Annotated in this window: 23 protein-coding genes; 13 read left to right on the top strand and 10 right to left on the bottom strand. The window is 61.6% G+C overall.

Annotated features, from left to right (window positions below; all coding sequences use genetic code 11):
• Positions 1–49: 49 nt before the first annotated feature.
• The 6 genes from THIVI_RS02670 to dsrA form a co-directional block, all read right to left on the bottom strand.
• A complete protein-coding gene (locus tag THIVI_RS02670; protein ID WP_014777106.1) occupies positions 50–388 on the bottom strand; it encodes a TusE/DsrC/DsvC family sulfur relay protein in 339 nt (112 codons plus the stop codon).
• Positions 389–426: 38 nt separating this feature from the next.
• Positions 427–735, bottom strand: coding sequence for a sulfurtransferase complex subunit TusB (tusB, locus tag THIVI_RS02665; RefSeq protein WP_014777105.1), 309 nt, complete (start codon positions 733–735; stop codon positions 427–429).
• A 27-nt stretch (positions 736–762) separates the two neighbouring features.
• The gene (gene tusC, locus THIVI_RS02660) at positions 763–1,173 is read right to left on the bottom strand and encodes a sulfurtransferase complex subunit TusC (protein WP_014777104.1); all 411 of its coding nucleotides are present in this window, start codon (positions 1,171–1,173) and stop codon (positions 763–765) included.
• Between the two features lie 12 nt (positions 1,174–1,185).
• Positions 1,186–1,578: a sulfurtransferase complex subunit TusD gene (tusD, locus tag THIVI_RS02655; RefSeq protein ID WP_014777103.1), complete on the bottom strand. Its 393-nt coding sequence runs from the start codon at positions 1,576–1,578 to the stop codon at positions 1,186–1,188.
• 104 nt (positions 1,579–1,682) lie between these two features.
• A complete protein-coding gene (dsrB, locus tag THIVI_RS02650; RefSeq protein ID WP_014777102.1) occupies positions 1,683–2,753 on the bottom strand; it encodes a dissimilatory-type sulfite reductase subunit beta in 1,071 nt (356 codons plus the stop codon).
• 106 nt (positions 2,754–2,859) lie between these two features.
• Entirely contained in the window at positions 2,860–4,113 is a 1,254-nt protein-coding gene (dsrA, locus tag THIVI_RS02645; RefSeq protein WP_014777101.1) for a dissimilatory-type sulfite reductase subunit alpha, read from the bottom strand.
• 376 nt (positions 4,114–4,489) lie between these two features.
• Between dsrA and THIVI_RS02640 the strand changes: the two genes are divergently transcribed.
• From THIVI_RS02640 to THIVI_RS02620, 6 genes are all read left to right on the top strand, one after another.
• Entirely contained in the window at positions 4,490–4,828 is a 339-nt protein-coding gene (locus THIVI_RS02640; RefSeq protein WP_052314942.1) for a hypothetical protein, read from the top strand.
• A gap of 3 nt (positions 4,829–4,831) precedes the next feature.
• Positions 4,832–5,035 (top strand): hypothetical protein, encoded by a 204-nt coding sequence (locus tag THIVI_RS22480; RefSeq protein WP_052314941.1) that lies wholly within the window; start codon positions 4,832–4,834, stop codon positions 5,033–5,035.
• A gap of 53 nt (positions 5,036–5,088) precedes the next feature.
• Positions 5,089–5,280, top strand: a complete 192-nt coding sequence (locus tag THIVI_RS02635; protein WP_014777100.1) for a hypothetical protein — start codon at positions 5,089–5,091, stop codon at positions 5,278–5,280.
• Positions 5,281–5,302: 22 nt separating this feature from the next.
• Positions 5,303–6,022 carry a hypothetical protein gene (locus THIVI_RS02630; protein ID WP_041446788.1) on the top strand — a complete coding sequence of 240 codons (720 nt, stop codon included), beginning with the start codon at positions 5,303–5,305 and terminating at the stop codon, positions 6,020–6,022.
• A 79-nt stretch (positions 6,023–6,101) separates the two neighbouring features.
• Positions 6,102–6,788 carry a type I-MYXAN CRISPR-associated protein Cas6/Cmx6 gene (gene cas6 / locus THIVI_RS02625; RefSeq protein WP_014777098.1) on the top strand — a complete coding sequence of 229 codons (687 nt, stop codon included), beginning with the start codon at positions 6,102–6,104 and terminating at the stop codon, positions 6,786–6,788.
• Between the two features lie 135 nt (positions 6,789–6,923).
• On the top strand, positions 6,924–7,262 hold the full coding sequence (locus tag THIVI_RS02620; protein WP_014777097.1) for a TusE/DsrC/DsvC family sulfur relay protein: 339 nt from the start codon (positions 6,924–6,926) through the stop codon (positions 7,260–7,262).
• Between the two features lie 143 nt (positions 7,263–7,405).
• Here the strand turns inward: THIVI_RS02620 and THIVI_RS02615 are convergent, their stop codons facing one another.
• Positions 7,406–8,890 (bottom strand): alpha/beta hydrolase, encoded by a 1,485-nt coding sequence (locus tag THIVI_RS02615; RefSeq protein WP_014777096.1) that lies wholly within the window; start codon positions 8,888–8,890, stop codon positions 7,406–7,408.
• A gap of 206 nt (positions 8,891–9,096) precedes the next feature.
• Here THIVI_RS02615 and THIVI_RS02610 point away from each other — a divergent pair, with 206 nt between their 5' ends.
• Positions 9,097–10,350 carry an alpha/beta hydrolase gene (locus tag THIVI_RS02610; protein ID WP_014777095.1) on the top strand — a complete coding sequence of 418 codons (1,254 nt, stop codon included), beginning with the start codon at positions 9,097–9,099 and terminating at the stop codon, positions 10,348–10,350.
• Between the two features lie 151 nt (positions 10,351–10,501).
• Here the strand turns inward: THIVI_RS02610 and galU are convergent, their stop codons facing one another.
• From galU to lapB, 3 genes are all read right to left on the bottom strand, one after another.
• Positions 10,502–11,374 carry a UTP--glucose-1-phosphate uridylyltransferase GalU gene (galU, locus tag THIVI_RS02605; RefSeq protein WP_014777094.1) on the bottom strand — a complete coding sequence of 291 codons (873 nt, stop codon included), beginning with the start codon at positions 11,372–11,374 and terminating at the stop codon, positions 10,502–10,504.
• A 131-nt stretch (positions 11,375–11,505) separates the two neighbouring features.
• Positions 11,506–12,231: an orotidine-5'-phosphate decarboxylase gene (gene pyrF / locus THIVI_RS02600; RefSeq protein ID WP_014777093.1), complete on the bottom strand. Its 726-nt coding sequence runs from the start codon at positions 12,229–12,231 to the stop codon at positions 11,506–11,508.
• Between the two features lie 54 nt (positions 12,232–12,285).
• Positions 12,286–13,479, bottom strand: a complete 1,194-nt coding sequence (lapB, locus tag THIVI_RS02595) for a lipopolysaccharide assembly protein LapB (RefSeq protein ID WP_014777092.1) — start codon at positions 13,477–13,479, stop codon at positions 12,286–12,288.
• Between the two features lie 269 nt (positions 13,480–13,748).
• Here lapB and THIVI_RS02590 point away from each other — a divergent pair, with 269 nt between their 5' ends.
• From THIVI_RS02590 to phoU, 6 genes are all read left to right on the top strand, one after another.
• Positions 13,749–14,462 carry an SDR family oxidoreductase gene (locus THIVI_RS02590; RefSeq protein ID WP_014777091.1) on the top strand — a complete coding sequence of 238 codons (714 nt, stop codon included), beginning with the start codon at positions 13,749–13,751 and terminating at the stop codon, positions 14,460–14,462.
• Between the two features lie 8 nt (positions 14,463–14,470).
• The gene (locus tag THIVI_RS02585; protein WP_245537429.1) at positions 14,471–14,983 is read left to right on the top strand and encodes a hypothetical protein; all 513 of its coding nucleotides are present in this window, start codon (positions 14,471–14,473) and stop codon (positions 14,981–14,983) included.
• 23 nt (positions 14,984–15,006) lie between these two features.
• Complete coding sequence (locus tag THIVI_RS02580; protein WP_014777089.1) at positions 15,007–15,717, top strand: HAD family hydrolase; 711 nt, start codon at positions 15,007–15,009, stop codon at positions 15,715–15,717.
• A gap of 83 nt (positions 15,718–15,800) precedes the next feature.
• Positions 15,801–17,669 (top strand): methyl-accepting chemotaxis protein, encoded by a 1,869-nt coding sequence (locus tag THIVI_RS02575; RefSeq protein ID WP_014777088.1) that lies wholly within the window; start codon positions 15,801–15,803, stop codon positions 17,667–17,669.
• A 9-nt stretch (positions 17,670–17,678) separates the two neighbouring features.
• Positions 17,679–19,601, top strand: a complete 1,923-nt coding sequence (locus tag THIVI_RS02570) for a GGDEF domain-containing protein (RefSeq protein WP_014777087.1) — start codon at positions 17,679–17,681, stop codon at positions 19,599–19,601.
• Between the two features lie 66 nt (positions 19,602–19,667).
• The gene (gene phoU / locus THIVI_RS02565) at positions 19,668–20,333 is read left to right on the top strand and encodes a phosphate signaling complex protein PhoU (protein WP_014777086.1); all 666 of its coding nucleotides are present in this window, start codon (positions 19,668–19,670) and stop codon (positions 20,331–20,333) included.
• The last annotated feature ends 5 nt before the right edge of the window (positions 20,334–20,338 follow it).

Genomic DNA, 20,338 nt, shown 5'->3' with positions numbered 1-20,338 from the left:
TCGAAAATAAGGTCCGGGGAACCCGATGGCTCCCCGGAGAACCGCTGCCTTAGACGCAGCCGGTCGGCTTGGGAAGGCCCGCGAAACGGCACGCCTGCTTGGCGGGTCCGTAAGGGAACAGACTGTAGAGATACTTGCTGTTGCCCTTCTCCTTGCCCAGCTTCTTGCCGACGGCCTTGGTCAGGACGCGCACGGCGGGGGCAATCTGATATTCCTCGTAGTATTCGCGCAGGAAGTTGATGATGTCCCAATGCTCGTCGGTGAGTTCCAGGTTGTCCTGCTTGGCCATGACGCCAGCAATTCCGGGCACCCACTCGTTCAGGTTGGCCAGATAGCCTTCTTCGTCCACGGCATATTGCTTGCCGTCAACCTCGATCGTGTCTGACATTGCGCTATTCCTCTATTGATTTCGGCAAAAAACGAAAACTACAACCAGGCTTGAACCGTGTCGTGTTCTGCGGTGAGATCCACGAAACCCGCATAGTCCACGACACTGATCCCAGCGATCACGCGCTCCTCGGAAAAACCCCGCGCCTTCAGATCGGGTCCGAGCACATGGATGTTCAGTTTGTCGAGCGCGCCGGCCACCTGGGCCTCCACGCTGGTTCCCGACAGCGCCGCGTAGATGCCATCCTCGAACAGCAGGACGGCGGCGCCATCGGTGGCAAACCTCAGGCAGGATTCTAACGAATTCCGCTCGAAGGGTGATTTATTAACGGTATGCAGAATGGCCATTCGAGTCACTCCCTCTGAAACTGAGGATCAGAAGCTGAAGATCGCATCGGATTCGTTCATCAGTTCGCTGACGCGAGCCGAATCGATCACCTCGACGATGTTGTCGATCTCTTCCTCGGTCTCGAAATCCTCCCAGGCGATCTCGACCAGATCCTCCTGAGTGAGCCCGCGCGACTCCATGGACGCGCGATCCACATAGACCTTCTTGACCTCGTAGTCGCCCAGGGTACGGAAGGTCGGGGAGAAGTTCTTCATCCCGATTCCCTTGGTGTCCTGGCCCTTGGTGAGCTGATAGACCCCGTCATCAAGGAACATGACGCTCACGTCCTGATCGAAAGCGGCACCGATCAGCACCACTTCCAGGGCCTCCCAGGCGTAAATCGTGCCGTAGGGGGCCTTGCGGTTGAGGTACATGAATTTCTTCACGACTTCCGACATGTCTGGATCCCCTTAATCGCCGAAGACGACGAGACGGTCGGCCTGGATCGCCGCCTCGACCAATTGCCCGAGTCCCGAGATGCGGAACTTGGGATGGATGTTGGTGGCGTCCTTACCGTTGCGGCTCGCCTCGCCCTCGTCCACGATCCCACGACGTTGGGCGGCGGCGACGCAGACGACCATGTCGAGATCGTACTGCTCGGCCAGCTCGGCCCAGCGATTGACGATATGACGATCATCCTGGGGGGGCGTCGTCAGACGCGTCGAGTTATTGACCCCGTCGTGATAGAAAAAGACTCGAAAGATCTCGTGTCCTTTTTCCAGCGCCGCTTTGGCGAACTGATAGGCCGAGTCGGACGCCTGGTGCTGGTAGGGCCCCTCGTTGATCTGAAGCGCAAACTTCATGTCGACCTCATAAAGAGTTGTCAGTTGTCAGTCGAAGACCCTGGAACCTCTCCCGCCTAGAGGCCGGGGACATAGACAACCCCGACACCCCAGGCGATTCCAGTTTAAAAACGGATATAGGTGGAGCTGTTGAAGCTCGCCCGCGCGCCGCGCCAGGTATCGATGTGATACTTGGTGAACGGCAGCTCGACTTCCTCGAAGAAGCGCGGCCAGCCGATACGCTCGATCCACTCGTTGACCCGCTCCCAATCGCGCGCGCCTTCCTTGTACGCCTTGAGAATGCGCTTGACGATGGCGGTGGCTTCCGGCCAGCGCGGCGGGTTGTTCGGAATGCCGGCGGCGACCAGCTTCTGGAAGGTCGGCTTGCCGCGAGCGTTGGAGTGATTGCCACCGACCCAGATCGCCAGCTTGGAGTGCTCGGCGTCATTGATCTGCATGGGCGGACAGGGCGGATAGCAGGCGCCGCAGCAGATACACTTGCGCTCGTCGACTTCCAGCGAGGGCTTGCCGTTGACCATGGCCGGACGGATGGCCGCGACCGGGCAGCGCGCGACGACCGAGGGGCGTTCGCAGACGTTGGCGACCAGATCGTGGTTGATCTTCGGCGGCTTGGTGTGCTGGATGTTGATCGCGATATCGCCCTGACCGCCGCAGTTGATCTGGCAGCAGGAGGTGGTGATGTGCACGCGGTTGGGCATGTTGGCGTTGCGGAACTCGTCGATGAGTTCGTCCATCATCGACTTCACCACGCCGGAGGCGTCGGTGCCGGGGATGTCGCAATGCAGCCAGCCCTGGGTGTGGGAGATCATCGCCACCGAGTTCTGGGTGCCGCCGACCACGAAACCGGCGCCTTCGAGCGCGTCGATCAGCGGCTGAACCTTGGTCTCGTCATTGACCATGTACTCGATGTTCGAGCGCAGGGTGAAATGGACATACCCATCGGCGAACTGATCGCCGATATCGCACAGCTTGCGCAGGGTGAAGACATCCAGGATGCGCTGGGTGCCGGCCTTGACCGTCCAGATCTTGTCGCCGCTGTAGGCGACATGCAACAGCACGCCGGGGCGCGGATGTTCGTGATATTTCCACTGCCCGAAGTTCTTGCGCATCGTGGGATGCAGATACTGCCAGGGATCGGGGCAGCCAGATTCGATCGGCTCGCGCATGTCCGCCATTGCCTGTCCTCCAGTTTTCTGTCGAAATTTGAATATGGTCGTCAGGATCGGATCGCTCGGCCCGAGGCGGACTGATCAGCGTCAGCCGCCAACGGACCAGACCGAATTACTTGCCAGCCTCGGCTTGACGCTCGAACCACGCTTCCGCCGCTTCGTCCCAACCGTCCATGCGGATATAGGAACTCTGGCGCGGGTGACTGAGCATGTTCGGATCCGGGTCGACCTCGATCCCTTCGAGGAAGTTCGCCAGCCCGATCCGCTCGATCATCTCGCCGCAGCGTTCATGTTCCAGGCCATTTTCAGCCCAGAAGTCGATGATGGTTCCGGCCAGCTCGACCATGGACTCATAGTCTTCCTCGGTCTCCAGCTTCTTGAAGGGAACCAGCACGGTCCCCATCAAGTCGCCGATCTTCAGGGTGCGCTTGCCGCCGATCAGAATGGTCACGCCCTTGTCGTCGCCCGGATGCAGCGCCTTCGGCATGACATTGAGACAGTGCATGCAGCGCACGCAGTCGCGGTTATTGACCGCAAGCGTATTGTCGTCATTGAGCGCCAGCGCCTGGGTCGGACAGCGCGTGATCACGTTATCGATGTAATACTGACGGCCCTTGTCGGCGATATAGTTCTTGACCTCGGCCTGATCGACTTTCATGTCGTCGCGCCAGGTGCCGATCACCGCGAAGTCCGAACGCTCGATCGCATTCTGGCAGTCGTTGGCGCAACCGGAGACCTTGAACTTGAATTTGTAGGGAAGCGCCGGGCGATGCACGTCATCGACAAAGTTGTTGACGAGCAGGCGATGGGCTTTCAACTCATTGGTGCAGGACATCTCGCAGCGTGCCGCGCCGACGCAGGACATCGCGGTGCGCACGCAGGGACCGGCGCCGCCGAGATCCCAACCGTAATCGTTGATTTCGTCGAAGAAAGGCTGAATGCTGGTGCTATCCGCGCCGATGAACATGATGTTGCCGGTCTGACCGTGAAAGGTCACCAGGCCGGAGCCATGCTTTTCCCAGCTATCCGCCAATTGACGCAGCATCGCGGTCGTATAGTGATTCCCTGCCGGCGGCTGCACCCGCATGGTATGGAATTCCTTGGATTTCGGGAACGCCTGACCGACTTCGGAGAAGCGCGGAATAATGCCGCCGCCATACCCGAAGACCGAGATCGTGCCGCCTTTCCAATAGCCCTTGCGGGTTTCATAGGAGTGTTCGAGTTGACCGAGCAGATCATTGGTCATCTCGTTGATGCGCGCTTCCGGATGCTGGTCACGCAGACGTTTAATGCCCGAAATGAAACTCGGCCAGGGACCGGTCTCAAGCTGGTCGAGCATCGGGGTAATGTGCTTATCGATAGCCATTGCGCGTTCTCTCCTATCAATTAACCAGGAAAGGGAGGATTGAATTCGCGTGCAAAATCGCGCCGCGGCGGGCGAACCGGGGCAACACGTCGATGCATCACGTCACGTTATTCTTCAGGATGCAGAGTGATCGCTTTATCGAAGCGGCGATCATTCCCTACCGATCATTTCATCGTCGAGTGCGACTATACCGATGAATCCGGCAGTCGCCTATTCCACGATTGGGAGGGCCGCCGGCCGCTCGCCTATCCCTTTCGGGATATGGCTCTTTCGATGGATCGCGATTCAGGCGGATTAACCCTCAGACGCCGACGTAGGTGTCCCCCCACTTGTGTCGTCACGCCTTGTATTTGGAATGCGCGGATGCTACAGCCCGATGACGGGCAAGTCAACGTTCACTAATATAACCGCCTTCTTATATACCAGGAGGCCCGATCACGAGATCGCCCATCTCCTGCTGCGTGACCAGTGCCCCCGACATATCGAGGCGCTGGACCACCCCGAGGTGCTCGTCATTCCGGCCAATCTCCAGGACGGCAGGGCGATTCGCCCCGACAGCGTCGGCCCCGTCTTCTCGGTTCGGCGGGGCCGCCTGCGTCTGCGATATTCGGCTCGCGGACGCAACGTGCGCTGGCGCGATCCACCCGCGACCGATGCCGCGAGACAGGCGTTCGAGCAGTTGTTTTCGCAAGCGGAGGACTTCACATTCAACTGAAGGATGCAATCTGGCGAAGGCGTGATCGCACACAACGTCTTACATAATCGCTCAGAATTCACCGAAGACAGACATGCAACCGAACGCCGCCTGCTCTATCGAGTGCGCTATCTCGACCGGATCGCCTGTGCGCCAGACACGCAACCGGCACGCATGTCGCCGAACAATGACCCCGCCCCCACCAACCTCGATCCGACCGACTGGTGACGGCGTTTATTTTGAATCATCAACATCACGAGTAGGAGAGGTGACGGTCAATCATGCTAAAGCTCAGCGAAATCCTGGTCGCCAATCAAGGCATCGAGTCCTTCGACGAACTCATCCCGCTCGTGCAGGCCATTGCCCGCGACGGCGAGCGCTTTTTCCGCATGGACGTGAAACCTCCCTACCCCGACACGCCCGAGAACTGGGAAGATCGACTTGAGGCCGCATTCAGTGGACTTATCCGTTAACCCCGGCCCTGGGCATGCCTTCATGAAGCAATTCGAACTCCTCGCCACCCGTCTCTCCGATCAAGCCGCCGATTCCATCGTCAACCAGGGTCTCGAAGCGGCCGCGCTGGAGTCTCACCTTCAGGTCTTGACCGAACAGATGACGCATCTGGAGCGGACCGGCGCCCCCCTGGATCGTCTGGCCGACCTGCATCTGCAGATGGCCCGCACGCTGGTCAACCTGGATCGTGGCGAAGACGCCTGGCCGCTCGGGCGCGCGGCGCTGGATCATTTCATCGCCGGAGACCAGTTCGAACTTGCGGCGGACGCCTGCGATGTCCTCTTTCAGGCCAATCAACCCGACTCGATCGCCGCCCTCGGGCAAGGGATCTGGCTCGCGGTCACCTGTCCGATCGACCCCGAGTTGACCATCGAACTTCTCAGCCATGTCATCGACGAGACCCCGGACGATTCCGATGGCGCTGCCGTCGCTGCGACCACGGCGCTATTTCTCGCCGATGTGCGGGCACAGGGCCGGCAGCGCGAGGATTTGATGTTTTTCTCCACCCAATTGCTCGGCAACGTCGCCCGCCGCCACAGCGGCGTGGACTCGCGCGAGCAGTTGGATCAATGGATGGAGAAACTGGAACTCAAGGAACCGGAGAAATTTCTGGTACGCCTGCGCAATGTGGTCGATGTCCTGGTCCAGGATGCCTGGTGGTTCGACCGCGAAGCGCTGCAGGAGCGCCTGCCGTTCGGTTAATGCGCGGCCGGCACCGCATTGTCCCGACTCGGTTTAGCGCCCATCGCTTTCACCGCCTGTTTTTTCCATGAGACGAACCATGTTCTGGAACGAAGACGAAAATCCCGACGAGATCCAGGTTCCCGACGACATCGTCGACGTCCTCTTTGCGATCGATTGCAAGCGCCTTCCGGTGGATCACGCGCATCTTCTCTCCACTGCGCTCCAGGCGGCCTTGCCCTGGATCGCGGAGGAACCGGGGATGGCGCTGCACACCATTCATGTCGCCGGATCCCAGAACGGTTGGGAGCGCCCCGCGCACGGTACCGATTCCGAGCTGATGCTCTCGCGCCGCACCAAACTGACCATCCGCGCGCCCCGCGCGCGGGTCGACGATATCCTGACGCAACTGCCCGGCACCCGCCTCGAACTCGACGGTCATCCGCTGACCGTGGGCGTCGGCAAGATCAAGCCGTTGTGCAAGGATGCCACCCTCTTCTCCCGTTACGTGGTGACCGGGAACGAGGATCAGGACGAACAGGTTTTTCTTGAGATCGCCGTGCGCGCCCTCTCCGGGATGGGGATCCAGGTACGCAAGGCGCTCTGCGGCAAAACCACGGCACTCGCCACGCCGGATGGCCCACTCCAGACCCGCAGTCTGATGCTCGCGAGCCTCACGGCGGAGGAATCGATCCGGCTCCAGCAAACCGGACTTGGCACCCATCGCCTGATGGGATGCGGGATCTTCATCCCGCACAAGGGGATCGATTCGGTCAAACAAGGTTAACGATAAAAATCGTTTTGATGACGGCTTCATCATAAAATCATAAAATTCGCCGGCTTTGATCAAGCCCTGAAACATTCGCGCCGGTCATGCTGGCCGTGGCGCGCCGACAATAATGACGAAGAGGAGAAGCGAATCATGGCCATCGAGGTCAACGGCAAAACCATCGAGACAACCGCTAATGGGTATCTGGAGAACTACACCGACTGGGACGAGGATGTTGCGCGCAAGCTGGCGGAAATCGAAGGCATCGAACTGACCGACAAACACTGGGACGTGATCAATTATCTCCGTGCGGAATATATCGATAACGCCCAGAATCAGCCGATGGAGCGCGTCGTGCTCAAGGACATGGGGAAACTCTGGGGCTCCAAGCCGACCAGCAAGGATCTGTACACCCTCTTTCCGCTCGCACCCACCAAGCAGGGCACCAAGATCGCGGGACTGCCGGCGGTGATGCGCAAGGGCGGCTACTGAGGCGAATTCGTCGCATCGACGAGACGTTTGCGGAAGAGCAAAAGGCCGGCAACCAGCCGGCCTTTTTTGTACCTGGGCACATCTTCGCGACGCATGACCGCCGCAGCTGCTCACCGGCTATATTGCCCCTTGCCCCTTGCCCCTCAAAGCCTGTCGCGATCAATCCCTGAACGCCCGGACGCCGAACTGTCGATTCCTTCCTCGATGCGATCGAGCAGATAGGGAAAAAATGGATTGGAGGACATTCGGATCAGCATGTCCGCGCCAACGATCAGCGCCCCGCGCTCGCCCCGCAGGGACAAGGCGCCCAGGCGGATACCGAAATCCTCCGCTTCGTCGGGCTCCAGTCCGTAGAGCGGATCGTTCGACGGAAAGGGCAAGGCAACGTGCGAGAGAGAGAAAACCGTGGATGGATATTGCAATCCCAGGCGGTCGATGCGTTCCGTCGTTTCTCCAGCCGGGATGACGCGGGCAACGACCTCGCGACGGTCGGCCTCGGCATTGGTGACGAGCGTGGTCCGGTAGGCGCGCGGCGCGGCAGGCAGCAGGCGGGCGGGATCCAGATCGCCGCCAAAATGCAGCAGCGGACCGAATTTGACGCTGCGATTCAGGTCGAACAGAACCAGTTCGCTACCGTTCGCGGGAAGTCGGGCATAGAGCGAGTCCACGATCGCCCGGGTGCTCACGGTGAAATCCACGATCGACTGAAAGGTGAGAATGGGCGGCAAGGCGTCGAGTCGGCCATCCTGCGCGGCGCGCGCCAGACGGCGCTGAAGCAGGCGCGACAGCAGCGAGGACTGCCGCGCCGCGTTGACGGGGAAGGAGTTGTACTTGAAGGGATTGAACTCGGGCAGCACGCCGATCCAGGCCGCGTTGGCGAAGGCGGGAAAGATCGCCGGAAGTCCCAGCAGACCGGCGAATCGCGCAAAGGCGGTGATACCGATCATCGGCGAGATCAGCACGATGCGCTCGGCCTGGGGCAGATCAGGGTCATCGATGGCGTCAAGGGCGTATTTCATCGCCAGCGCCCCACCCTGCGAATAGCCGACGAGATGCAGCGGCGTGCCCGGACCCGCGCGCCGCCGAGCCTCCCGCACGGCAAGCTGGGTGGCAGCGGTCCAATCCTCCCAGTCGACCACGGTCAATCCGCCTGGAACGGTGCCATGACCCGGCAGCCGGATCGCGACCGCGACATAGCCATGCTCGCGGTAGCGCCGGGCAATGTTGCGCAGACTGTAGGGCGAATCGGTCAGGCCATGCAGCAGAACCACGGCCCCGACCGGCGGTCCGTCGGGATCCAGCACGAACGAGCGGTTCCAGTCCTGCGCGAAACGACCGGGATAAAGCGGACTGCCGTCGAAATAGCGATTGGCCGGCACCCGATCCGCCGGATCCAGTTGCCGGGTCACCGCCATCTCCAGTTCGGTGAAAATGGCCGATTCGACCTCCAGATAACCTGTCCAATCGGACCTCGCCAACTCAGCGGCCGTCAGTTCATTCGGGACATGCGTATGCCAGGGACCGAGCGGCGCGGCGCGATGCGCGAGGTAGGCGCGTGCGGCAAGGATGGCGAACAGCCCGAGCGCAGCCAGAATCAGGATCCATTTCAACAGCTTCAGGTTTTTCACGCGCGTTCAACCGTGGCAAGGGACAAGGGACAAGGGACAAGGGACAAGGGACAAGGGACAAGGGACAAGGGACAAGGATCGTGGCGTGCAAGGTATCATCGTGTCCTGGAATATCCTTGGCGGGATGGTAGACGCTCGCCGGAGACACGACAAGGCGCGGAGCGGTCAGCACCCTTGTCACACAGATACGCGACGACGGAGATCTCATGAAACGACTGTTCACGATCGGCGGTTTGGTTCTGGCGGTTTTGCTTGGGTCGGGCGCCTACGTCTATTTCCTCTCCACCAGCAGCACACTGGAGCGCGCCGAGAGTTTTCAGTTCCGGCGGATGCAGGTGGCGCGGGTCGGCGAGGATGGCGTCTACCGGTTTTTCTATGTCACCAATCGCGTCCCCAATACCACGGATGCGCCACTGGAGGAGCGCTGGAGCGCAACCCGGGATGAACAACTGCGGTTTGGCCGCTTCGATACGGCTATCCAACCCACGCTCGGTCTTGGGATGTGGCTGGACGCGGGCATGTGGTTTCTGGAGGAAGAGATCCAGATCGTTGACACAACCGCATTAGAGCAGGCTGATTTCAGTCGACAGCTACGCCGGATGGTGGCGGACTCGCCCCAGCGTTCGTTACTCATTCTGGTGCACGGCTTCCGTACCGATTTTCCTCACGCCATGCGCGGAACCGCTTTCCTGTCGCACATTCTCGATATCGATACGCCGGTGATGGTCTTCGATTGGCCGGCCGATCAGGGCAGTTCGCTGGGGGGGTATCGGCGCGCTCAACGCATGGCGACCGACTCGGCGGCGGAACTGGCGGCAGCCCTGAAGCTCGTCGTGAACGAGATCGCGCCCGAGCGGATCTGGCTGGTCGCCAATAGCATGGGCGCGCAGGTGGTGGCGGACACCTTTAGCCTGCTCTATCGCGACCCGGCCTGGGCTGACGCCGCGCCCGAAATCGCCGAGGTGGTACTCACCGCGCCCGATGTCAGTCGGGCGCGGTTTACCGAACAGTTCAAGCACGAACTCGCCGCGCTGGCGAACCACACGACGGTCTATGTGTCCGCGAACGATCGCGCGCTACTGGTCAGCCGGGCCATCAATCGCGGACGCCGGCTCGGTGAAAGCACCCTGTCCAAGGGGAACGCGATGTCGGTCGGTGCCACCGCTCCCGCGCTTGAGACCGCGCCAGACACCCTGTCGGAGTCCACGCTGGACGCCGACCTGGCTGACGTCGCGGATCTGCTGGAGATCATCGAACCGGGCAGCGAAAGGGTCACCCTCGTCGATGTGACTCCGATTAATCGAACCCGCAATTTCCACAATTTCAGCTTCGAGGTACCCGAATACTTCGATGACATCTTCATGCGTCTGCTCAACCGGGAAACGCCGGAAAATCGTCTGCGCTATGAGCTTCGTACCCCGGAGGGAAAGCTCTATTCCGTCTTGACCAGGGGACGTTAGACAATGTTCGTCCGGGCGCCTTCCATGCGCGCCTCCGTCGCTCCACTGCCATTAAGTTAAGCCGTTCGTGGTGAGGCCCTCGAACCATGAACGGCTTAACCCTCAGAGGCTTAGGATTTTCCGTTCGTCCCGATGCACTCAAAGAATCGATCTACTGCCCAAACGCGCGCAGATAGGCCGAAAACCGCTCGCCAAGCTCGGGATGCGCGAGACCATATTCCACCGTCGCCTGCAGATATCCCAGCTTGCTGCCGCAGTCATAGCGCTTGCCCTCGAAGGGATGCGCGATGACGTGCTCGTCCTGGAGCAAATCGGAGATGCCGTCGGTCAGTTGGATCTCGCCGCCGGCGCCTTCGCGGGTGTTTTCGAGTTTATCGAAAATCCTGGGCGTAAGCAGATAACGCCCGACCACCGCCAGATTCGAGGGGGCGTCCGCAGGCGCCGGTTTTTCGACGATGGAGACGACCCGCAACTCGCCGTTGCGCCCTTTCTCGACTTTCACGATGCCGTATTTATGGGTTTCCTCGCGCGGCACTTCCTGGACGCTGAGCACGCTACAGCCATAGCGCGCATGGACATCCGCCATCTGCTCGACCACACCCTTGGCGGGACTGTGAATAAGGTCGTCGGCAAGGAGCACCGCGAAGGCTTCGTCGCCGATCACCGGCTTGGCGCACAGCACCGCATGCCCCAGACCCAATGCCTCGGCCTGGCGAACATAGATGCAGGTGGCCAGTGCCGGCAGCACGCCGCGCACGATGCGCAGCAGATCCTGCTTGCCCGCGCTTTCGAGTTCTGCCTCAAGCTCGTAGGCTTTATCGAAATGGTCCTCGATGGAGCGTTTGCTCCGCCCGGTAATGAACACCAACTGATCCACGCCCGCCGCCTCGGCCTCTTCGGCGGCGTATTGGATCAGTGGCTTGTCGACAACCGGCATCATTTCCTTCGGACTGGCCTTGGTGGCCGGCAGAAACCGCGTCCCAAGTCCAGCCACTGGAAATACTGCCTTACGAATCTTTGCCATCGCTGTTGCTCCTTAAGATTGATGAAAATAGTGGTTCATGGTGAAACCGCGTTCAAAACGATCCGAGTTGTCGCGAAGATTCCCGGAGATGCCAGGATCCACGGCAAACGGCGAGACGCGGTCAAGAATACTCACGGGATTGCGGGCGGACCCGCAAGCTCGCGTTCGATCTCGACGATGGTGGCCAGCGGATCGGCCGCTTGGGTGATCGGACGCCCGATCACCAGATAATCGGCCCCGGCGGCCACCGCCTCGGCGGGCGTCATGACGCGCTTTTGATCGCCAACGGACACCCCGGCGGGCCTGACGCCGGGCGTCACCAACAGAAACTCACGCCCCAGCGCCGCCCGCGCCAGGGCGGCTTCCAACGGCGAGCAAACGATCCCATCCAGCCCGGCGGCCTGCCCCAGACGCGCCAGCGCCAGCACCCGCTCGCGCGGCGTGCCAGGACAACCGATCGCCGCCAGGTCGGTCTCGTCCAGGCTGGTCAGCACCGTGACGCCGATCAGCAGGGGGGGACGGGCCATCCGGCTCAGGCGTTCGCGGGTCTCCGTCAGCATTCGCGAACCGCCCGCGATATGCACGTTGACCATCCACACGCCCAGGTCGGCCGCAGCCTCGCAGGCCGCCGCGACCGTATTGGGGATGTCATGGAACTTGAGATCCAGAAACACCTCGAAACCGCGCCGCTGAAGCGCTTCGACGAATGCCGGCCCCAAGCGGGTAAAGAGTTCCTTACCCACTTTCAGTCGGCAACGCGCCGGGTCGAGTCGTTCGACCAGGGCAAGCGCGGGCGATTGGGCGGCAAAATCGAGTGCGACGATGATACGCGGAGACGGGGTTAAAGACTGAGACACGGCGTTCTTCACTCATGTGGCGACTGGGCGGTTAAGCATGGAAGACGCACCAGATCAAGCGAACCGGCGTTCCGGCGATATTTCAGGGGCGACGATGGGCTCGGGCTGCACCGGCAGGACCGTCCCCCAGCTTTTACAACTGGGACACTGCCAATGCAACGAGCGCGCCTGGAAGCCGCACTGTTCGCATTGATAGACGGGGTGGCGAGCCAGCAGGTGTCGCGTCACGTTCAGCGCAACCCGCAGGCGGTTCTGGCGAGTTGCATCCGCCTCCTGGGCCAGGAGGTCGAGCAGACGTTCGAGCGCCGCCAGATCCGCATGGCGGGAAAGATACTCGGTCAAGAGATCGAGGGCGGTCTCGGCGTCGCGCGCCTGCTCCAAGACCTCGGCGAGGCTCAGGATCAGGGGCGAACTCGGATGACGGCGAGCCAGATCCCCGAGCAGTTCGGGAACCTCATCCCGACCCGAGCGCCGCAGGGCGTCGATGAGCGAAGGCAGAATCTCGGCAACATACGCGGCCCCCCGATCGGCCACGCGCAGAAACAGGATCACGGCCCGTTGCGGATCGCCGTCGTCCAGCGCCGCGTGCCCCTCCAGCATCGCCGCACGCACGCCGTTGGGATCGACCTGCTGGGCCAGCAGCAACTGCCGCTGCGCGGTTTCCCGGTCATCCTTGCGCCGCGCGTCTTCGGCGAGTTCGCAATGATAGTGAGCGATCTCGACCGCCATGGGTTGCTCGGTCATTGGCCTGAGCCGCTCCGCGACCTCCAGGCATTTGGCCCAGTCGCGCTCGCGCTGATAGATATCCCGCAGGGCATGGAGTGCCCGCTTGCGATGCAAGTCGAGTTCGACCAGTTCCTGAAACAGCACCTCGGCCCGGTCCAGCAGCCCCGCGCACATGTAATCCTGACCCAGCTCGAACAGCGCGTAACCGCGACGCTCGGCGCTGAGATTTTTGCGCTCGACCAGGTTCTGATGAATGCGAATCGCGCGATCCACCTCGCCGCGACGACGAAACAGACTGCCCAGCGCCAGATGGGTCTCTACCGTCTCGCCATTCACTTCGGCAAGCTTCAGAAACAGATCGATCGCCTTGTCGGGCTGTTCCTCCAGCAGATAATTCAGTCCGCGCAGAAAATCCGGATGGGCCGGTCCCAGCCCGTCGCATTTGGCCCGCGAATCGCGCCGCGATAGCCACCAGCCAGAGGCCGCCGCGACCGGTAACAACAAAAAAAGAAGTTCGATCATGTCAGCGATCCGTTCAACAGGAAACCGCGCCCATGAATCCGCCGCGCACGGGCAATGCCGACCTGGATCCAGTCGGAGGTCCATAACAGGCGGCGGATGAATCCGAATCGATTGCTCACGAACCGAATCATACAGGGTTGGGGCGCGGGTCGCATGGTGCGGGATACCGATCCGGATCTCGCCCGAACGTTGTTCCTCATCGTCCAGAACCCCACCTTTTGACATTGAGTCGGCATTCGCCACAGACCTTCGTTTCAGGAGACCACACCGTGCAGCATCTCAAGGGCAAGACCGTCCTCATCACGGGCGCAGCGGGGAACCTCGGGCGCGCGACCGCCCGCGCTTTCGCGACGCATGGCGCCAGACTGGCACTGGTCGGTCGGGATCCGCAAACTCTCGCCGACGCGCAACAGGCACTCGGACCCGATCCCGAAACGGACATTTTCGCCGCGGATCTCTTGCAACCCTCGGCGGTTTCGGCGATGGTCGACCAGGTCATCGCGCGTTTCGGGCAATTGCATGTGGTCGCCAACCTCGCCGGCGGCTTCACCATGGGGCCGCCCGTCCATGAAACCAGCGACGCGGATTGGGATTTCATGATGGACCTGAACGCCCGGACGGTGTTCAATTGCGTCCGTGCCACGGTCCCCCGACTCCTGGACGCCGGCAGCGGGCGAATCGTTAACATCTCCGCCCGCGCCGCCACCAAGGGCAGCGGGCACATGGCCCCGTACTGCGCATCCAAGGCCGCGGTCATCGCCCTGACCGAAAGCCTGGCCGATGAACTCAAGCATCAGGGAATCAACGTGAACTGTCTCCTGCCCGGCACGCTCGACACGCCCCAGAACCGCGCGGCCATGCCCGATCAGGACTTTTCAACCTGGGTCTCGCTCGACGCGCTCGCCGAGGTCGTCCTCTTTCTCGCCTCGGATGCCTCCCGTGCTATCACGGGCGCGGCCATCCCCGTATACGGACGGAGTTGAGATTGATCGTGGGACTCGCCACCGACACAACACAACGACAGTCGATGCTTGCCGCGCTTACCCGCACCGGTCTCTCGTCGCGTTTCGGAGGCCGGCGCCCAAGACCGGCACCGCTGTCTCGCCATCCGCTGACCTGGCTGATCCTCCTGGCCTGCATCGCAAGCGTGGCCGGCGCCGCGGATGTCCCGGACGAGGAAACACGGAAGATTCTGGTCGAGGCGGTCGAGGCCGCATCCGTGGCGGATCTGTACCACGCCCGTTGCCGGGGCGATGTCTCCGGGCGCCGCATGGAGAATCTGAATAAACTGCTGGTCGGCAAGCTGCGCATCACTGTCCTGACGGTCAAGGATGACCTCTTCCCCGAACGCAGTTACCGTCGCGCCGAGCAGCGACTCGAACAGGACTTTGCAACCATCCTGCGTGATGTCGGCGGCTGTCAGGGCGCCAAGGAATCCACCCTGCCCGAGCAGTGGAAAAACCGTTACGAGGCGACGCTCGATGCCATTCGCGCCCTACCCTGACCGCTCCAGCGCCGTCTTGACCGATGTATAACGATGAGCAATTAGTCATTCTGGACGCCGACGGCACCACCATCGACGCCTTCGACGCCATTGCGGAAACCTTCGCTCGACTCGGAATGGATCTGGGCGATCTGGAAACCTTTCAAAAACGCCGGCATCTCTTCAAATATCTGGGAGGCGTCAAGGTCTTTCCCAAAAACCTGAGCCGACAGATCGGCAAACGCAAACGCGGCACGCTCATCGCCACGCTGACCGAGGTCTATCGGGAGGAAGCCCAACTGTTTCCAGGCATCGCCGCCTTGATGCAGCGTCTTATCGCGGCGCCGCAGATCAAGGTGGGCGTCGTCACCCGCAACATCACCGACCGCCCAGAGGAAACGCTTCGGTGCCTGTTCGCGCGCCACGGCATCGAGACGGACGCGCTGGACTTTCTCGTCCATGTCCCGCTGTCCCAAGAGAAAACCGCTTGTTTTCGCACCGTCCGCGAGCAGTTCGGCATCAATCCCGCCAGAACCTATGCCTGCGGCGACGAACGCAAGGACTTCCGCGCCGCCATCGGTTCCGGAATGCACCCCTTCATGGTGTCCTACGGCTTCGAAAATTATCGGCATCTTACCGATAAGGCCGGTATCCCGGAGGAACTGATCTCGCGCACGCCCGAGGAATTGTGTCAGCGCATCCTCCACGCACTGGACCTTGAACACACCTGCTGCAAAACCCGGCTGCTTTCATAAAGCGGTAACCCTTGTCTGCTTTACTCCGGACTTAGTACGCCTCTTTCATCGCTAAAGAGACATTTCACGGGCTAGAACAGGTTATGAGTATCCGCAAGAGCGTCACCCTGGTCGCCATTTCAGTCACGCTGGTCGTTGCCGCCACACTCATCGTCGTGGCCCAGTTTGGTCAGGCACGTCTGCACGAACGTCTGGCGCACGAGGTGACCACCAGTAAAAACCTGCTCTGGAGCCAGGTCACCGAACGACTCTACGAACGCATGGAAACCGGGATCGCGGACTTCGAGGCGGATTTCGCGCTCCGGCAGGCGTTGAAGCAAGGCGACGCCACCGGATTGCGGCAGGCGGTCGACTCGCTCACCAATCTGATTGGCGATCAAGGCTATTTCGATCAGCTTTATCTGTTCGACGCCGTGCAACATCCGCTCTGCTGTTCCGAGGGAAACCAGGCGCCGCAAGATGTCGCCTCGCTGATGCGGGTCAATTTCGGCAGCGAAAAACCGCTTCGGAGCATCGGTCGCAACGCCAGCGGCGAACCGGTCGCCCTCCTGACCTTCACGCTCTCGATCCGACACCAGCCCATCGGCGCCGTTGTCTTCCAGAAGCCACTGACCGAGACCCTGGAGCGATTCAAAACGATCGATGGCTCCGAGGTCTACCTGGCCGGGGCCGACGGTCGGTTATTCGCGGGAACTCGCCCGGAGCTGTTCGAGCAACTCGGTTTCGCGCTGCCGCCCTTGGGCGTAAGCGTTCTGGACACGAAAACCATCGGCGAAGCGACCTATTCCGTCGCCATCCTGCCCATTCAGGGTATCGACGGACAACCGCTCGCCCATCTGATCGGCATTGCCGACGAGAGCGCCATCCATGCCGCGCAGCGCCGCTTCGAATGGATCGCCTACTCCAGCGTGGCCCTGCTCCTAGTGTTGGCCGCCATTGGACTGTTCTGGTACATGCAGCATGCTCTGAGGCCACTCGACCAGGCGGTCGCCACGGTCTCCCGGCTGGCCGATGGCGATCTCAGCATTTCTTTCGAGACGAATCGCCAGGACGAAGTGGGTCGGTTGATGCGCGCCATGCAAACCATGGTCGAGCGCATTCGGGACATCGTCGGCCATCTTCACTCCGCCAGCGGCGATCTCCACCACTCGGCCGGCGACATGGCGCGTCTCGCCGCAACCAGCAAGATTCAGTTCGATCGTCAGAAGGCCGAGACCGGGCATGTGGATCTCGCCGTCACCCAGATGGCCAGCTCCGCCCAGGAGGTCGCCACGCACACCACGCGCGCCGTTGGGGCGACGACCGAGGCGCGCCAGCGGATCGAACACAGCCGCCAGATTCTCGAACGGACCAGCGACATCATTGGGGTACTGGCGGTCGAGATCGATCAGGCCGCGAGCGTGGTGCTTGGTCTGGCGGATCGCAGCCAGGCCGTCGGCAACGTCCTGGACGTCATCCGCACGATCGCCAGCCAGACCAATCTGCTGGCCCTAAACGCCTCCATCGAGGCGGCGCGGGCCGGCGAACATGGCCGCGGTTTCGCCGTCGTCGCCGACGAAGTCCGCCAACTGGCAACCCGCACCCACCATTCGATTCAAGAGATCGAAACCATGATCGGCGCGCTGCAAAGCAGCTCGAAAGAGGCCGTCGGCGTGATCCACGCCAACCGCGATCGGGCCAAGCAAAGCGTGGACCATTATGGTCAGGCCGTGCTAAACCTCGACGCCTTCTCCGAATCGGTCGGCATCCTGACCGACATGACGCACCAGATCGCCAGCGCCGCCGAGGAGCAGAGCCGGATGGCCGAGGAAATCGCGGCCTCCATCAACCAGATCAGCCTGCTGGCGCAGGAACATGCCGATGCCGCCGAGACTGGATTCGACCAGAGCGCGCACCTGAACGTCCTGTCCGACGCACTCCGGGAGCGCGTCGCCTATTTTCGAATCCATTGAGGCCGACCCATGGATGCGAGCGCACACATGACGGTCGACCGCAACGACGCCTGGGAGACGTCTGGAATCGCGGCGAACCGGACGCACGTCTCTTCCACCCACCAGGAAATCTTCTTCGCGCGCGCACGTGAGACGCTGGCGTACGCATTGCAGCCCATCGTCAATATTCATACCGGAAGCGTCTATGGCCACGAGGCGTTGCTGCGGGGAGTGACCGAACTCGGCTTCCTGGATGTCTTCGGTTTGCTCGACCATGCCTGGAATCACGGCTTCGCCGGCGCCTTGGACAGTCTGCTGCGCGACCTGGCGATCGCGCGCTTCGCGCAACTGCCGAATGCCGGACGTTACCGTCTCTTTTTCAATCTCGATCCGCGGCTCCTGGATCTGGATCGCCCGGAGATCACCAGCGAACTGCTGCGCCGGCATGGCCTGGGTTCCGAGACCATCTGTCTGGAGCTGTCCGAAAATGCCAGCCTGACCGCATCGCCGCAAGTCGCCGAGCTGATCGACGCCTATCGACGCCACCGTTTTCATCTCGCCATCGACGACTTCGGCAGCGGCTACGCGGGTCTGCGCCTGCTCTACGAGCATCCGCCCGATCTGCTCAAGATCGACCGTTTTTTCATCAGCGGCATCGCCGACGATCACCGCAAAGGTCTGTTCGTCGCCAACACGGTCCAACTCGCGCATGTCATGGGAATCAGCGTGGTCGCCGAGGGTGTCGAGACCGAAGCGGAATTTCTCGCGTGCAAAGACGCCGGTTGCGATCTGGTCCAGGGATATCTGATCGCCCGCCCGCAACTGGACATCGACGCGCTGCGGCCCAGCTACGAACAGGTCATCGAGATCAACCGGCGCGACCGGCGCGAGTCGCACGGCGATCTGGCCCTGATCCAGAACGGTCTGGAACGCATTCCGCCGCTCTCGGTCAGCGCCAGCGTCAAGGCCATGTTCGAGGCGTTTCGTCTGACCAAGGTCCACCAGGTCATTCCGGTGCTGGATGGCGCCGAACGCCCGTTGGGTCTGATCCACGAGGTCGACATCAAGGAGTACATCTATTCCATCTACGGGCGCGAACTCATCGTCAACCCGGCGTTCAGCCGTTCGCTGCGGGATTTTGCCCGACCCTGTCCGGCGGTCGACACCCATGTCTCCGCCGAGCGGCTGCTGGAGGCATTTTCAGCCGCGATCAATCCGGCCGGACTGATCGTCACGCAGGATGACCGCTATCTGGGATTCATCTCGGCCACCTCGCTGCTGCAACTTGTCGAGCAGAAGAATCTCGCCGCGGCGCGCGATCAGAACCCACTGTCCAAGCTTCCCGGCAACATCCCCATCCACGAATACGTCTCGCGCATCCTCGACGAGCGCGACAGCACCTGGCATCTGGTCTATTTCGATTTCGACAACTTCAAGGCATTCAACGACCACTACGGTTTTCGCCTGGGCGACCGCGCCATCCTGATGTTCGCCGAACTCCTTCAGAAACATCTGGGCACCGGCGCCTGGTTTATCGGACACATCGGCGGCGACGACTTCTTTGCCGGAACCCAAAACGCCCCAACCCACCAGGTCATTGGCCAGATGCGCGATCTGCTCGGGAAATTCGGCGCCGACGTGCAAAGTCTCTATGATCCCGAGGATCGCCGCCGCGGACACCTGCGCGCCCGCGACCGCTTCGGCGAGGAGCGCGACATGCCCTTGATGCGCTGCAGCGCGGCCGTGATCGAGATCCGTCCCGGCGAGGACTTCGTCAGCGTCGACAGTCTGAGCCGGATCATCGCCGCGATGAAACATCAGGCCAAGGCGAGCAGTTCCGGTCTGGTCTTTCGCCATGACCCCGACCCGCGCGGATCCGCCCTCACCCTTCCGGAAGAATCGCCCCCGCCTCCAGGGATGTCACAAAATCGTCAAACCTTGTCGGTAAAGTGAGTGGCTCAACAGACCGCTTCCGATGGCGCGGTCAACCTCACGCCCCACACGACGAGACGAAACGCCATGAACGAGATGCAGCTGTTGGTCGAAAAAAAGCGCGAGACACTCCGAGAGGGCATCCTGGCGATGGGCGATCTGGTCTCGACGGCCCTGCGGGCGTCACTCGACGCACTGCGCGGACAGGATCTCGCGCTCGCGAGTCAAATTATCGAGGGCGATGAAATAATCAACCGCGAGCGTCGCGCCCTGGAGCAGGAGGCATTGGTGGTGCTGGCCGCGCATCAGCCCGCTGGCCGCGATCTGCGCCTGATCGGGGCCTCGATGGAGATGATCGCCGAACTCGAACGGGTCGCCGATCACGCCGCCGACGTCGCACGCATCCTCCTGCGGGCCGAGGGGCAGGCGTTTCCGGCGGATCCGGTCGACCACATCGCTGCCATGGGCCAGATGGCCGCGTCCATGTTCAGCGATGTCATGCAGGCCTATGCGCGAAATGCCAACGCGGAGCAGGCTCGTATCGCCGTGGCGCGCGAAGACGAGGTCGACGCTCAGGAGCGTGAAACGATCCAGGAAATCGCGGGCTGGATCTGCGGCAATCCGCAAACCTCGATGGCTGGAATCGAACTCTTATGGATCGCGCACCACTATGAGCGGGTGGCCGACCGGGCGACCAATATCGCCGAACGCATTATCTATATCGCCACTGGCGAGACGCCCGAGTTGAATTGACGCAT

Source organism: Thiocystis violascens DSM 198, from assembly GCF_000227745.2.
GTDB lineage: Bacteria > Pseudomonadota > Gammaproteobacteria > Chromatiales > Chromatiaceae > Chromatium > Chromatium violascens.
This window is presented reverse-complemented; position numbering and strand designations above follow the sequence as displayed.

Excerpts from the sequence above, each read along its gene's own strand:
- THIVI_RS02670 (WP_014777106.1), bottom strand. The coding sequence starts at position 388 with ATGTCAGACACGATCGAGGTTGACGGCAAGCAATATGCCGTGGACGAA.
- tusB (WP_014777105.1), bottom strand. The coding sequence starts at position 735 with ATGGCCATTCTGCATACCGTTAATAAATCACCCTTCGAGCGGAATTCG.
- tusC (WP_014777104.1), bottom strand. The coding sequence starts at position 1,173 with ATGTCGGAAGTCGTGAAGAAATTCATGTACCTCAACCGCAAGGCCCCC.
- tusD (WP_014777103.1), bottom strand. The coding sequence starts at position 1,578 with ATGAAGTTTGCGCTTCAGATCAACGAGGGGCCCTACCAGCACCAGGCG.
- dsrB (WP_014777102.1), bottom strand. The coding sequence starts at position 2,753 with ATGGCGGACATGCGCGAGCCGATCGAATCTGGCTGCCCCGATCCCTGG.
- dsrA (WP_014777101.1), bottom strand. The coding sequence starts at position 4,113 with ATGGCTATCGATAAGCACATTACCCCGATGCTCGACCAGCTTGAGACC.
- THIVI_RS02640 (WP_052314942.1), top strand. The coding sequence starts at position 4,490 with ATGACGGGCAAGTCAACGTTCACTAATATAACCGCCTTCTTATATACC.
- THIVI_RS22480 (WP_052314941.1), top strand. The coding sequence starts at position 4,832 with ATGCAATCTGGCGAAGGCGTGATCGCACACAACGTCTTACATAATCGC.
- THIVI_RS02635 (WP_014777100.1), top strand. The coding sequence starts at position 5,089 with ATGCTAAAGCTCAGCGAAATCCTGGTCGCCAATCAAGGCATCGAGTCC.
- THIVI_RS02630 (WP_041446788.1), top strand. The coding sequence starts at position 5,303 with ATGAAGCAATTCGAACTCCTCGCCACCCGTCTCTCCGATCAAGCCGCC.
- cas6 (WP_014777098.1), top strand. The coding sequence starts at position 6,102 with ATGTTCTGGAACGAAGACGAAAATCCCGACGAGATCCAGGTTCCCGAC.
- THIVI_RS02620 (WP_014777097.1), top strand. The coding sequence starts at position 6,924 with ATGGCCATCGAGGTCAACGGCAAAACCATCGAGACAACCGCTAATGGG.
- THIVI_RS02610 (WP_014777095.1), top strand. The coding sequence starts at position 9,097 with ATGAAACGACTGTTCACGATCGGCGGTTTGGTTCTGGCGGTTTTGCTT.
- galU (WP_014777094.1), bottom strand. The coding sequence starts at position 11,374 with ATGGCAAAGATTCGTAAGGCAGTATTTCCAGTGGCTGGACTTGGGACG.
- lapB (WP_014777092.1), bottom strand. The coding sequence starts at position 13,479 with ATGATCGAACTTCTTTTTTTGTTGTTACCGGTCGCGGCGGCCTCTGGC.
- THIVI_RS02580 (WP_014777089.1), top strand. The coding sequence starts at position 15,007 with ATGTATAACGATGAGCAATTAGTCATTCTGGACGCCGACGGCACCACC.
- THIVI_RS02575 (WP_014777088.1), top strand. The coding sequence starts at position 15,801 with ATGAGTATCCGCAAGAGCGTCACCCTGGTCGCCATTTCAGTCACGCTG.
- THIVI_RS02570 (WP_014777087.1), top strand. The coding sequence starts at position 17,679 with ATGGATGCGAGCGCACACATGACGGTCGACCGCAACGACGCCTGGGAG.
- phoU (WP_014777086.1), top strand. The coding sequence starts at position 19,668 with ATGAACGAGATGCAGCTGTTGGTCGAAAAAAAGCGCGAGACACTCCGA.